Annotated in this window: 11 protein-coding genes; 4 read left to right on the plus strand and 7 right to left on the minus strand. The window is 62.8% G+C overall.

The features are described from left to right. Positions 1-367 (plus strand): c-type cytochrome (locus HAQ05_RS21080; RefSeq protein ID WP_190424195.1); only part of this gene is annotated, 367 nt, incomplete at its 5' end. Between the two features lie 180 nt (positions 368-547). On the opposite strand, the gene HAQ05_RS21085 is transcribed toward HAQ05_RS21080, so the two are convergent. Further along, positions 548-1186 carry a TetR family transcriptional regulator gene (locus HAQ05_RS21085; protein ID WP_190424197.1) on the minus strand — a complete coding sequence of 213 codons (639 nt, stop codon included), beginning with the start codon at positions 1184-1186 and terminating at the stop codon, positions 548-550. 292 nt (positions 1187-1478) lie between these two features. Here HAQ05_RS21085 and HAQ05_RS21090 point away from each other — a divergent pair, with 292 nt between their 5' ends. Next, positions 1479-2519: a glycosyltransferase gene (locus HAQ05_RS21090; RefSeq protein WP_338050268.1), complete on the plus strand. Its 1041-nt coding sequence runs from the start codon at positions 1479-1481 to the stop codon at positions 2517-2519. Then, positions 2512-3528 (plus strand): hypothetical protein, encoded by a 1017-nt coding sequence (locus HAQ05_RS21095; RefSeq protein WP_238935199.1) that lies wholly within the window; start codon positions 2512-2514, stop codon positions 3526-3528. Before HAQ05_RS21090 ends, HAQ05_RS21095 begins: the two co-directional genes overlap by 8 nt. Here HAQ05_RS21095 and HAQ05_RS21100 read toward each other — a convergent pair. The 6 genes from HAQ05_RS21100 to HAQ05_RS21125 form a co-directional block, all read right to left on the minus strand. Continuing rightward, on the minus strand, positions 3517-4803 hold the full coding sequence (locus HAQ05_RS21100) for a leucine-rich repeat-containing protein kinase family protein (RefSeq protein ID WP_190424203.1): 1287 nt from the start codon (positions 4801-4803) through the stop codon (positions 3517-3519). The genes HAQ05_RS21095 and HAQ05_RS21100 overlap by 12 nt on opposite strands. Positions 4804-5203: 400 nt before the next feature. Further along, entirely contained in the window at positions 5204-6004 is an 801-nt protein-coding gene (locus HAQ05_RS21105; RefSeq protein WP_190424205.1) for a class I SAM-dependent methyltransferase, read from the minus strand. 179 nt (positions 6005-6183) lie between these two features. Next, positions 6184-7092: an AraC family transcriptional regulator gene (locus HAQ05_RS21110; protein WP_190424206.1), complete on the minus strand. Its 909-nt coding sequence runs from the start codon at positions 7090-7092 to the stop codon at positions 6184-6186. Between the two features lie 78 nt (positions 7093-7170). Then, a complete protein-coding gene (locus tag HAQ05_RS21115) occupies positions 7171-8046 on the minus strand; it encodes a MurR/RpiR family transcriptional regulator (RefSeq protein ID WP_190424208.1) in 876 nt (291 codons plus the stop codon). Between the two features lie 112 nt (positions 8047-8158). Next, positions 8159-9430 (minus strand): glycosyltransferase, encoded by a 1272-nt coding sequence (locus HAQ05_RS21120; RefSeq protein WP_190424210.1) that lies wholly within the window; start codon positions 9428-9430, stop codon positions 8159-8161. Between the two features lie 3 nt (positions 9431-9433). After that, positions 9434-9826 carry a response regulator gene (locus HAQ05_RS21125; RefSeq protein ID WP_190424212.1) on the minus strand — a complete coding sequence of 131 codons (393 nt, stop codon included), beginning with the start codon at positions 9824-9826 and terminating at the stop codon, positions 9434-9436. A 272-nt stretch (positions 9827-10098) separates the two neighbouring features. On the opposite strand from HAQ05_RS21125, the gene HAQ05_RS21130 reads away from it, so the two are divergent. Then, positions 10099-13572, plus strand: a complete 3474-nt coding sequence (locus HAQ05_RS21130; RefSeq protein ID WP_190424214.1) for a response regulator — start codon at positions 10099-10101, stop codon at positions 13570-13572. Positions 13573-13585: the final 13 nt, after the last annotated feature.

Raw genomic sequence — 13585 nt, forward strand, 5'->3', positions numbered from 1 at the left:
CCGCCCACCCGTGGTGGGTGCTGCGGCGGTTGCCGCCGGCCAGCGAGTGTTCGAAGGTGCCTGCCAGGCCTGCCACAGCGCCGCAGACGGTGGCCCGCAATTGTTTGGGGTAAGCCCGGCCATGGCGGTGAACAGCAATGTGCACAGCGATCGCCCCGACAACCTGATCCAGGTGATCCTGCAGGGCATCGGCAACCCCGCCACGGCCGGGTTGGGCTACATGCCGGCCTTCAAGCACAGCCTGAGCGACCGCCAGGTGGCCGACCTGGTGGCCTACTTGCGCAGCCACTTTGCCGCCGACAAGCCCGCCTGGCCGGAGCTTACCCGCCAAGTGGCGTGGTTGCGGGCCAACCCGGGTAGCCATTGAGCGCTAATGGGGTATTAGAGAAGCTGGCTGCACCGTTTTTGCCATACTTTTGCCGCCGTGCCGCCGTGCCGCCGTGCCGCTGCGCCGCTGCGCGCCATAGCCCGGCTATGGCTCGTCACGGCGCCTTGCCCAGCAGCAAAACCCACGCGTCAAGGCTGGTACGAGCCTCGACGCACCGCACTAGGCCAATAGCCCACGCCGTACCTGATCCTTGATGTACTCCAGCCACCCGTCCTGGGCCGGGCGCCCGGCCAGGTCCTGGCCCAGGAAGGCGGTGAGGGTGTGCAGGTTGGAGTGGTAGAAGTAGCACAGCGAGGCAATCAACAAGTACGTGTGGGTGGTGTTCACGTCCTGGCGGAACTGCCCGCTGGCTTGGCCAGCGCGAATGATCGGGGCCAGGTTGCCCAGCGCTTCACCCGAGAGCCGGGTGATGTTCTCGATTTGCCGCGCATGGCAGCCCTGGTGCAGGTTCTCGGTGTTGAGCAGGCTCACGAACTCCGGGTGTTGGCCATAGTAGCCCCAGACGAACCCCACCAATTGATCAAGGGCGCTAAGCGGTGAGCTAAGGTCGAAGCGCTGGGCAGACTCGGCTTGGTTGAACTCGGCGTATACCTGCTCCAGCACACGGATGAACAACTGTTCTTTGCTGGTGAAGTAGTAGTAGATCATCCGGTCGTTGGAGCGCGCCCGGCGCGAGATTTTTTCGATGCGGCCACCACTGAACCCGTCTTCGGCGAACACCTGGGTGGCGGCGGTGAGGATTCTTGCACGGGTGTCGTCGGCTTGTTGGGCGCGGATGCCGGTTTTCTTCGAAGACATAATCGTTCGTTCATCAGACCATGGAAAGGGCACGTTCAGGCGGCCAGCTTCAGGTCGCCGTGCCACCGGCCCATCGCGCCCGCCGTGGTTCGCAGGTTACACGTATGCGCGAGTGTTTCCAGTGTGATGCCTCAGAAGTGGGCGGTACCCATTCGACGGTGCCTTTTGCTGTCACGGCGCGTTACCCCCGCAGCAATATTCACCAGATGCGCGTGCGAGCATCCAAGACACCACACTAAACGGAACCAACTCGCCTCGCGGGCCCCTCATAGCTATGGACCAGGAGGGTAACGTGCAACCACTACGGATTGGCGTATTAACACACATCAAATTTCCCGTGCGCCAGCCGTTCGCTGGCGGCCTGGAAGCGTTCACGTTTGACGCGGTGCGCGGGCTGCGCGAGCGGGGGCACGCGGTAACCCTGTTCGCCCACCAAGGCAGCGACGCAACCCTGAACCTGGTGCCGATGCCCAGCCAGGATGATTGCCGCCACCCCAGCTTGAGCAGTACCTACGTGGCCGAGCACCATGCGTACCTTGAGGTGATGCAGGGCATCGACGCCCATGGCTTCGACGTAATTTTCAACAACAGCCTGCACTACGTGCCCGTGACCATGGCCTCGCTGGTTCGCACGCCCATGCTGACCGTGCTGCATACCCCGCCGTTTTTCGAGTTGGTCAACGCCCTGAAGGCCCCGCGCCGCCGTGGCCATTTCGCGACGATCTCGGCCGCCAATGCTCGCGCCTGGCACGGCCTGTTGCCGGACTGCGCGGTAGTGCCCAATGGTATCGACCTGAACGCCTGGCACCCCGGCGGTTGCGTCGGCACCCATGCATTCTGGTTTGGCCGCATTGTGCCCGATAAGGGCACGCATCTGGCCATAGACGCCGCACGGTTGGCGGGGGTGGCGTTGCGCTTGGCCGGGCAGGCGCCGGACACTCACTACTTTAACGAGCAGATCGCGCCGCGCTTGGGCGAAGGCGTGGACTACCTCGGGCACTTGGGCCGCGACGCGGTGCGGGCGCAATTGCGCCAAGCCTCGGTGGCCTTAGTCACGCCGTGTTGGGAAGAGCCATTCGGTTTGGTGGTGGCCGAGGCCATGGCCTGCGGCACGCCGGTGGCGGCCTTCGCTCGTGGGGCGATGGCCGACTTGATCGATGAGCACACCGGCGCGCTGGCACCGCCGGATGACGTGCCCGCCCTGGCCGAGGCGTTGTTGCTCGCCCGGCACCGTTCACGCAGCGCTTGCCGTGCCCGTGCCGAAGCGCAGTGGTGCCAGCAGCGCATGCTCGGGGCCTATGAGCAGTTGTTATGGGCGGCAGCCGATGCCTGAGGTGACGATCGGTTATTACGTCCACCACCATGGCGCCGGCCACGGTGCGCGCGCATTGGCCATCGCCACAGCGCTGAACGGGCCGGTCAGCTTGATTGGCTCCCGCTTGCCCGAGGGGCCGTGGCCCGCCCACGTGAGCGCCCTGGAGTTGCCGGCTGATACCTGCGACGGCATGCAGGCCGAGCGCTTCGACGTGCTGCATTATGCGCCGCTGGCCGTACCGGGGCTACGCCAGCGCATGGCCCGCCTGGCTCAGTGGTTCGACCAGCATTGGCCATGCTTGCTGGTGGTCGATGTGTCGGTGGAGGTCGCCCTGTTGGCGAGGCTGTGCTCGGTGCCTACGGTATACATGCGCCAGCACGGCGAGCGGGGCGATGCCGCACACTGCCTGGCCTATGCAACGGCGCGCGGGCTGCTGGCGCCTTACCCGAAGGCGATGGCGCTGGCCGAGGACCCGTGGCGCGGCAAGACGCTGTACAGCGGTTGGTTGTCCCGTTACAACGGCCGCGCAATGGCTACTGTGCAGCCTTATCGAGTGTTGGTGATCTGCGGCCACGGCGGTACGGGGCTGAATGCCGCCTTGCTGGAAGCGGTAGCCCGGGTATGCCCGCAATGGCATTTTGAAGTGGCCGGTGCCTTGGCGCCGGGCCGGCCCGCAGCCAACCTACACTGGCTCGGCGTGCAGGCGGACCCCGCTGCGGCCATGCAGCGGGCCGAAGTGGTGGTGGGCAGCGCCAGCGACAGCCTGGTCAGCGAAGCGGCCGCGCTGGGTTGCCGCTATATCGCCGTGGCCGAGGCTCGCCCTTTCGATGAACAGCGCTGGCAAGCCCGGCGGCTGGCGCAATTGGGCGTAGCCCTGGGCCTGGAAGGCGGCTGGCCGGCCCCTGAGCAGTGGCCGGCGCTGCTGGCCGAAGCGCGGCTACTGCAACCGCAGCGTTGGCGGGCGTGGGCCGATGAGCACGCGGCGGCGCGGGCGGCGCACGCGCTGCAGCGGTGGTCAGCCGCCTAGGGCATCGGCCAATTGGATGAACCGTGGGCGCTGCGCCGGTGCACCGATGCACGCAACGGCCAAGCGCTTGAGGTGCTCAGCACGTTCGCCACTGCAGTGCAGCAACTCGCCGAGCAAGATCCCGAAGGCGCGGACTTCCAAGCGTTCGAGGGCTTGTGCCTGGGGGCCGCCGTCGCCGGCGTGGAACGATGCCGCGCCGAAATCCCCCAGCAGGCAGTCGCCACCGGGGCGCCATAGCAGGTTATGGGCATACAGGTCGCCATGCATGATGCCACGTGCGTGCAAGTGCGCCCCAAGCGAGGCCACCTGCTTGGCAATGCGCAGGGCTTCGGCCGGGCCCAGCGCCAGCCCGGGTGGGTAAACGTCACGGCTGCAACTGGCCAGGCTCGGTGGCGCGGCAAGGTTAACGAAGGCACGGTCTACCAGGTCCATGACCAGCCCTTCGCGCCCTTCGGGGTGCCCCTGCAGTTGCCCGCGTAGCGGGATCAATGCAGGGTGCTGGCCGGCCGCCAGGCTCGCGGCCATTTCATCGAGCGGTGAGCCGTCGCTGGTGACTTGGCCTTTATACAGTTTGACCGCCACCGGTAACGCGCCATCCAGGCGCGCCTGGACGATCTCGCCGCTAGCCCCTTCACCTAAGCGCGCGCCCAAGGCCAAACGGCCCCAAGCCAACGTGGTATGCGCCGGCAAGCGCGCGGGGCGGCACAGCGCCGCCGGCAGTAGCGGGTTGCCCGCATACGCCAGCCAGGCCAGCGCCGGCAGCTCAGTGAGCCAACCGGGCAGGGCCGCCAAGCGGTTGCTGGCGATACGCAGCAATTCCAGGCGCTCGCATTGCGCCAGGCTTTGCGGCAGTTCGGCCAATCGGTTGCCGGCCAGCATCAACTTTTGCAGCGATGCCCGTTCGCCCAGTGCACTGGGCAGTGTGCTGAGCTGGTTGTCGGTGAGGATCAACCAACGTAAACGGGCAGGCAGGGCGCTGGCCGGCACCCGGGTGATCCGGTTGGCTTTGAAGCCGACCATTTGTAGCTGTGGGCAGCCACCCAAAGCTTCGGGCAAATGAGTAAAGGCATTGTTCGAGCAGAACACCACCTTGAGCCGTTTGAACCGGTGCAGATCATGGGGCAAGTCGCTGAGCGCATTGCCGCTTAGGTTGAGCACCTCAAGGGTTTCGGCCAGGCCATAGGCGGCTTGGGGAAAGTGCCTGAGGCCGCAGGCTAGATCCAGGCGGGTAGCGCCGGCGAGGTCGCCGGCCTCCAGGCGTTCGAGGGTGTCCATGGGGCAAGCCTTGCAAAGGGGGGCGCCATGATAGCCGATGTTCCCTGGCACTGGCGCCACCAGCGGCTACCGTCGGCCGCGCCCTGAACCATAACGACAGGGCGTTGCGCCCATGCACTACGCTGATACCCACGCCCGTTCCATTACCAACCTCGGCCGGTTTCTGGGCGGAGCAAGTACAACCCGTGGCCTGGTTCGAACCCCTGGCCAGGCGCTCGAACAGCTGCCTGATGGCATCCATCGCGGGTTCGCCGACGTCTCGCTCAACAGCACCCGGCCAAGATCCGCTCGGGATAGACCTGGCGGGCGGCCATCGATGGTGCGCGCACATTGGATTACGTCGAACGGGCGCTTCAGGTGCCGAGATAAGGTGGCCATAAGGTGTACGCCGAAGGGCTTATCAGGGCAGGATCTTGACCGTGTGCATCGCCACCGTATCGTAGGGCACAGTAACCTGCTCCTTACCGGCCAGGTCTGGGTGGGTGGCGATCAGGGTACGTACCTCGTCGAGGATGCGGGCTTGGTCGGCGCTGGGCAGGTTGGCGATAAAGCTGATCGACTTGATGCGCCGCACAATCACATCCTCCGGCGCACCGGTATGCCCATGGTGCCAATGCTTCTCGACCAAGGGCGCATACTTGCCGGTATAGTGGCGACCCAGCACCGTGCGCCATTCACCGCTGTAATAGCGCGGGTAGTCGCCGGCATAGCGCTGCACGATCGCTGCCAGTTGCGCCACCCAATCCACCTGAATGTCCCGCAGGTTCCACACCAGGCCCAAGCGCCCGCCCGGCTTGAGCACACGGTGGATTTCGGTCAATGCTTCAGGGTTGGCGAACAGGTGGAACGACTGCGCGCATACCACCACGTCCACGCTCGCCGCCGGTAGGGGAATGGCTTCGGCTTGGCCTTCGAGCAGGCGTACCTCTGGGCAGCGCCGGCTGAATTTTTCGCGCATGTGCAGCTCAGGTTCCACGGCGATCACATCAGCATGGGCGCCAAGCAAACGCTGGGTGAATTTACCGGTACCCGAACCCAGGTCCAACACCACGGTACGCGGCGGTTTGACCTGCAGGGTTTGGCGCAGCCAGCCGTCGATTTCATTCGGGTAATCGGGGCGGCCTTTGTCGTAGGCTTGCGCGGCGGCGCCAAACCCGGCGAAAAGCGGGGGCAGGCTGAGGATTTCTCTTAGGCTTTTCATGTTCATCTCCCTTGGGGCTGCGGCCAGCGCGCGACAGCGAGGGCGAAGGGCTGAATGAAAACCGCCTGGGTACGGTGACCGGCATCCACACCCGGCTAAGGTTTGCCGGTCGGCTTTTCGTATCAACCCTGGCAGCAACCGCGCCAGAGGCTATGGGTACAGCGTAGCCCAAAGCGTACTTACGCGCGGTGGTTCTGTTCAGTCAGCCGCTGCAGTGCCAAGCGCCGGTAATCTGATGGGGTCATGCCCTTGAGCTGCTGGAAGCGCCGGTTGAAATTAGAGATGTTATTGAAGCCGGAGGCGAAGCACACGTCGGTGATCGGGCGGTCGCTTTCGGCGAGCAACTCGCAGGATTTGCTGATCCGCAGGCGGTTGACGAACTCAACGAAACAGCGGCCGGTCGCCTGTTTGAACACGCGGGAGAAATACGTCGGCTTCATGCTCAGGTGTTCGGCGACCTCCTCCAGCGGCAATTCACGGCCATAGTGGGTAAAAATGTAGTCCACCGCGCGGTTGGTGCGCTCGACATTGCTGTCGTCGGCCAACTGCCCCGCGCTAGTGGCCGAGAGCAGTTGGTAGTCGTCGCTGCCGGCGAGCAACTCCATCAAGATCAGGAACCAACCCAAGCGCGTGCTGCCACGGCTGTCTTCGATGCGTTGCATCAAGCCGGCGGCTTGCTGGATCAACGAGCGGTCGCGGAACTCGACGCCATAATTGGCGCGGTCCAGCATGGGGGCCAATGACTTGAGTTCGCTGAACACCTGGCTGGCGCCGTCGAACAGTTCATCGGTGAAGTTCACCAGCATGTCGCGCCGCGGCACCACTTCGTTTTCGGCAACCTGGCTGATCCAGTTATGCGGCAGGTTGGGCCCGGTGAGAAACAAACTGCCCGGGTTGAAATTACCGATGTAGTCGCCCACGAATACCTTGCCAGCGCTGGCGACGATCAAGTGCAGTTCGTACTCTTTATGGAAATGCCAGCGTACCAGTGGGCACGGGAAGCCATGCTGGCGATAAATGATCGACATGCCCTCATGGTCGTCCATCAACTCATAGGAGGGGTCGGTGGTGCGCGGGTTACGGTTCATGGGCGGCCGGTTGTGCGTGGTGCCGGGCGTTGAGCATAACCACTGCCAGGCCCGGTTGTCCAAGCCCTTGCCACGCTATCAGGCGGTGCGGTAGGGCTCTCGGTTCAATGGCTGGCCGTGTTCGGCAATGAACGGGGAAGCGGGTTCGTGTTCGAGCCTGGCCCGCACGCCGGCCATTAGCGCATCGACCAGCGCAAAGGCCGGCGCCAGGCTTTGGCCACTGGCCGGAAGGTCATCGGGCGCATACAGAGTATGGCTGCCCTCCAGGGGTGAGGCTGGTGAGTCGGTCAGCGCCACCACCGCGGCCCCCGCTTCACGGGCCACTATTGCCAAGGTGATGGCGTAATGGTTGTAGGGAGGTAGGCTCATGACCACCACGGTGTCGCCGGTATGCAAAAGGGACACCCGGCGCGCCGCCAGCTCGACCCCGCCATCGAGCGAAATGGCCAGGCAGGCCGGGTTGTAGGGGATCATCTGCTGTTCAACGATTTGCGCCAGTGGGTGGCAACGGCTACCGCCGAGGATGAACAAACGATCGGCATCGCACAGCGCTCGTACCGCGGCTTCGAACACATGTTCGGCATTGTGCTGGCTCACATGTACGGAACCGGCATGCATTTGCCGCAGGTGCCGTGCCAGAGAGAACTGCGGGTTTTGCTCCTGCTGGTTCAACAACAAATGGGGAGAAACCACCGCGAGCAGATGGTTGACCAGCGCCATGCGCAAGCCGGTGAAGCCGTTCATGCCCAGGTAATTGCCCAGCCGGTTCACCGCTGCTGGCGACGTATCGCTTTCTCGGCCAATTTCGCTGATGCTGAGCATGGCGGCCCGCAGCGGGTTGCGCAGGATGAATTCACCCACCTTGCGTTGAGCGGGTTTGAGGCTTCCCAGCACCTGCGTCAGCTTGCGCATGACTGGTGTATCGAAGAGGGGGTTGCCCGTCAAATCGTTCATGTCTGCGCTCCAATGTGGATTCTACAGGGCTTGTACAAAAAGCCTGGAGTAAAAGTTATGTGAAGCGAGTGTAGATCTGAATAGTGGCTGGATCCAACGGCGTGTGAAAATTTTACGATCTTTCACGCTTGGCTTCGATCCATTGCGCCATGTAGCGCGTGCTTTGATGCAGGTGGTGGCGCAGCAAGGCGCCGGTGAAGTTACGGCGCCGCTCGCCGGCCAAGTCGCTTCGCAACGCGTGCAGGCGGCCCGCCAGCGCGGCGGCATGGGTGGCATAGCCATACGCTTGGCCCAGCAGCGTGAAGCCGCGCGCCTGGGCCCCAGCCCAGCGCACGGGATCTTGATACAGCGCGACCGCCACTGTGGCGAATTCGCCGGCATTGCCCGCTACGGCACCGGGCCAAGGGTCGCCCATGCCTTCGGCCCCGATTGGGGTGGTCACGCTCGGTGTGCCGCACTGCATCGCTTCGAGCAGCTTGCCCTTGATGCCGGCACCGAAGCGCAGCGGCGCCAGCAGTACCCGTGCGCGTTGCATAACATGCAGTGCGTCTTCGGCCCAGCCATTAATATGAAAACCTTGCTCCGGGTTGTGCAGGGCACTGGCCTTGGCAGGCGTATAAGCGCCATAGATCTGCATCCGCGCCCCCGGTAGGCGCGCGCGGATGGCAGGCCAGATCGCCTGCTTGAGCCAGAGCACGGCATCCCAGTTCGGCCCATGGCGGAAATTACCGACGGTCACGAAGTCGCGCCGTTCGGCAAAGGTACGCGTGGGGGCTGGTAGCGGCTCTACCATGAATGGGCAGTGATGCAGCAGCGATGGCGGAATACCAAACCCTTGCTGCAACAATGCCACTTCGGCGCTGGAAATCATCAGCGACAGGTCGCAGCGCAGGATGGCGCCCACCTCGCGCAACGTTAGGGTTTGCCCGGCCATCGCCTCGTAAAGTTCGGTAGCGCTGTGTTGAAACAGCCCGGGTGTGCTCGGGTTTTGCTTGAGCAGGGCGTTCAGCCGTTGCTGGCGCGCCTGGCGCAGGCTGTGCAAATCGGAGGTTTCCAGCACCCGTACGGCCTGCGGGCAGTGCTGTTGCACGCGCCAGCCGAACTGTTCCTCGATGAGGAAACGGTCGAACACTACAAGGTCTGGTTGTAGCTGGGCGATAAAGCGATCGAAGCTGCTGCAGTTCAAGGCAATCGGCACCTGGTCGATGCCCAGGGCAGCGAGGTCTAGCCGGTGCTGCCCGCTTTGCGCGGGGCTGGCGAAGGTGATGGGCCAGCCTTGCTGCTGGAATACCCGCAACAGTTGCATCATGTGTCCGCCGGCCGCGGTGGCCGCTGGTTCCGGCCAGGTGTAGCCAATCACCAGTACCTTCAACGGCGCAGCCATGGCTCAGGCGAGCAAGCCTTGAACTTTGTCGCGCAATTGGTCGATAGAGAACGGTTTGCCGATCTGTTCGGCACCGGGCGGGATATCCAGCGCCTCGCCAGTACCGCCTCCCGGCCCCACATAGCCGCTGGCGACCAGTACCGGCAAGCCCTCGCGCAGCCGCAACGCTTCGCGGGCCAAGCCCAACCCGTCGCGGTCGGGGGTGCCGCCCAGGCCCACATCGGTGATCAACAACGCCACCGCCTGCGCCGGGTTGGCGAGTACCGCAATGGCGGTGTCCCAGCCGTCCGCTTCGATCACGTGGTGCCCCGCGTCTTCGAGCACATCGACCATCAGCATGCGCACGATGGGGTCATCTTCGACCAGCAGGATGGAGCGTGGCGCGGCATCTGGCATGGGGGGTAGGGTCCTGGGTCGGCAATGGAACGGGGCAGGGTGCCCTTCCCGGTAATCTGTGCGCGTTGGATAAAACAAGTTCCTTCTTTCCTACAAACATTGTAGAAAAAAAGCAATGTATCTGTGGCGAAAAATTACCTTTTGTAAGCCATATCCTACGTGAAATCAGTAGCATGAATAAGATTTTTCTGTCTAACGTGTAGGAAATTTCTCTTCTGTTGGTCAGATTTACGGCAAAATCCGATTTCCGTCTTTGACCCAGGCCAATGGACATGCCCCACACTACCCCGAAAGATGAAGAAAGCTTCCGCAAGCTGCTCGTGCGCAATGTGAGCCTGCCGCTGGGCGTCGGTGTACTGAGCGTCGTCGTGTTCGGCTTGATCCTGGCCTATTTGATGTCGGTTATAAGCTGGGTTGACCACACCGACCGGGTGATCAACAACGCCAATGAGGCGCTGCGGCTCTCGGTGGACATGGAAACCGGCATGCGGGGGTTTCTGCTCACGGGCGAAGAGCGGTTTCTAGACCCCTATGCGGTGGCCAAGCCACGTATTCAGGGCCAACTCAAAGCTATGCAGGAGTCGGTGAGCGACAACGCCGAGCAGGTCGACCGGTTAACCCGCATCACCGCCCTGGAAGGCGAGTGGATCCGGGTGGCCGATGAGATCATCAACTTGCGCCGCCAACAACAGGACTACATCGCGCCTATCAGCGCGGGGCGCGGTAAGCGCCTGACCGATGCCATTCGCGATGAATTCACCGCTTTGATCGCCATGGAGCAACAGTTGCGTGTCGCGCGCAGTGAGGAGGTCACCCGCACTACCTACGCCTCGGTGGTTATTTACCTTGCCTTCATCGTATCGCTGAGCGGGTTGCTGGCCTACCTAGGCCGGCGCGACCTGATGACGCTGTCGCGCCAGTATGGGGCAAACCTCGATGCACAGCAGCGCAGCGCGGAGCGCCTGGAGCATCAAGCCTGGCTACGCAATGGCCAGAACCAACTGGCCGAAGAGGTGCTGGGGCAGTTGACCGTGCAACAGCTAGGCGAAAACGTATTGCGCTTTTTTGCCCGTTACCTGGGCGTCGCGGTGGCAGCGGCTTACCTGCGCGACGAGCAAGGCAACTTGCGCCGCATCGCCACATTGGGGTTTTCTGAACAGCAGACGAGCCGCGGGCAATACATCAAAGCTGGCGAAGGGGTGGTCGGCGAAACAGCAGCGCTGGGCCACGTGGCGCGCCTGGACAACCTGCCGACCGGCTATTTTACCCAGGTGGCCTCCGGCTTGGGTGAAGGCTTGCCGCATAGCGTCGCGGTGTTGCCGTCGCGCAACGATGGCCAGGTCAATGGGGTGGTCGAGCTGGGCTTTTTGCGCCCGTTGAGCGAGCGCGATATCGAGTTCTTGGAGCGGGTGGCCGAGAACATCGGCACCTCGCTGGAAGCGGCGCGTTACCGCCAACGCCTGCAGGAGGTGCTGACCGAAACCCAACAACTCAATGAAGAGCTGCAGGTTCAGCAAGAGGAGCTTAAGACTGCCAACGAAGAACTCGAAGAACAATCCCGGGTACTCAAGGAGTCGCAGATACACCTCGAAACGCAGCAGGCCGAGCTGGAACAAACCAACCAGCAATTGGCTGATCGCACCGAGGCGCTGGCCGACCAGCGCGATGAGCTAAAAGAAGCGCAGCAGGAACTGGCCACCCGCGCCGAGGAGTTGCAGCGCTCCAGCCGTTACAAGTCTGAGTTCCTGGCGAACATGTCGCACGAGCTGCGCACCCCATTGAACAGTTCGCTGATTCTTTCCAAGTTGTTGGCCGAAAACACCGGCGGCAACCTTTCGCCTGATCAAGTCAAATATGCCGAGTCCATTTACTCGGCCGGCAACGACCTGCTGAACCTGATCAATGACATCCTCGACATTTCCAAAGTTGAAGCGGGCAAGCTCGATGTGCGCCCAGAAACGCTGTCGGTGATGCGCCTGGCGGAAAGCCTGCGCCTGACCTTCGCGCCGATGGCCGCCGACAAGGGGCTGGGGTTCGAGGTGCACATAGACCCCGCGACGCCGGCCACGATGTTCAGTGATCGCCAGCGCCTGGAACAGATACTCAAGAATTTGTTATCCAACGCGCTTAAGTTCACCGACAAAGGCATGGTCAGCCTGGCTATTGGCCCACAAGCCAGCGAGGGGCTGGCGTTCGCCGTGCGCGACTCGGGCATCGGGATCGCCCCCGAACAGCAGCAGGTGATTTTCGAAGCGTTCCGCCAGGCCGATGGCACCACCAGCCGCCGCTACGGCGGTACCGGCCTGGGCTTGTCGATTTCGCGCGACCTGGCCACGCTATTGGGAGGGTATATCAGCGTCAGCAGTGTGGTGGGCCAGGGCAGTGTGTTTACCCTGGTGCTGCCTGAGCATTATGAGCAGGGCGGCGAAGATGAACCGTTGCCTGCCGCCCCGCCGGCGGCCTTGCTGCCCCCTGCGCCGGTGCCTGAAGTGTTGCCAGCGGCTACCGCGTTGGCAGCATTGCCACGCTTCGCCGACGACCGTGACCTTCCCGATGCCGAACGCCGCTGCATCTTGGTGATAGAAGACGAACCGAGCTTCGCCCGCATCTTGTTCGATTTGGCCCATGAACTCGGCTACCGCTGCTTGGTGGCGCATGCCGCTGACGAAGGTTTCGATCTGGCGGTACAGTTCGGGCCTGATGCCGTGTTGCTCGACATGCGCCTGCCGGACCATTCCGGCCTGACGGTGCTGCAACGTTTGAAAGAAAATCCCGACACCCGGCACCTGCCAGTGCACGTGATCTCGGTGGAAGATCGCATAGAGGCGGCCATGCACATGGGCGCGGTCGGTTATGCGGTAAAACCCACTACCCGCGACGAACTCAAGGCAGTATTCGGCCGCCTGGAGGCGAAGCTGACGCAGAAGCTCAAGCGTATCTTGCTGGTGGAGGATGACGACCTGCAGCGCGATAGCATTGCCCTGCTGATCGGCGACGACGATATCGAAATCACTGCGGTGGGCTTTGCCCATGAAGCGCTGGAGCTGTTGCGCGAGCATGTCTACGACTGCATGATCATCGACTTGAAGCTGCCCGACATGCTCGGCGGCGAATTGCTCAAGCGCATGAGCACCGAAGAGATTCGAGCGTTCCCACCGGTTATCGTGTACACCGGGCGCAACCTCACCCGCGAAGAAGAAGCCGAGCTGCGCAAGTACTCCCGTTCGATCATCATCAAGGGGGCACGTTCACCGGAACGGCTACTGGATGAGGTCACACTCTTTTTGCACAAAGTTGAAGCGCAGTTGTCGAATGAACGGCAGCGCATGCTAAAAACCGCTCGCAGCCGCGACAAGGTGTTCGAAGGCCGTAAGATCCTGGTCGTCGATGATGACGTTCGCAATATTTTTGCCCTCACCAGTGCCTTGGAGCACAAGGGGGCGAAGGTCGAAATCGGGCGCAATGGCTTGGAGGCGATCGAGCGGCTGAACGCAATGGGCGATATCGATTTGGTGCTGATGGACGTGATGATGCCGGAAATGGACGGTTTCGAAGCCACGCGGGAAATCCGCAAGGACCCGCGCTTTCGCAAGCTGCCGATCATCGCGGTCACCGCCAAGGCGATGAAGGATGATCAGGAGCGCTGCCTGAACGCCGGGGCCAACGATTATTTGGCAAAACCGATCGACCTGGACCGGCTGTTTTCCCTGATACGCGTGTGGTTGCCACAGTTGGAGCGAATTTGAGTGTCATCTGAGC

Origin of the sequence: Pseudomonas typographi (assembly GCF_014694385.1) — a bacterium.
Classification (GTDB): Bacteria; Pseudomonadota; Gammaproteobacteria; order Pseudomonadales; family Pseudomonadaceae; genus Aquipseudomonas; species Aquipseudomonas typographi.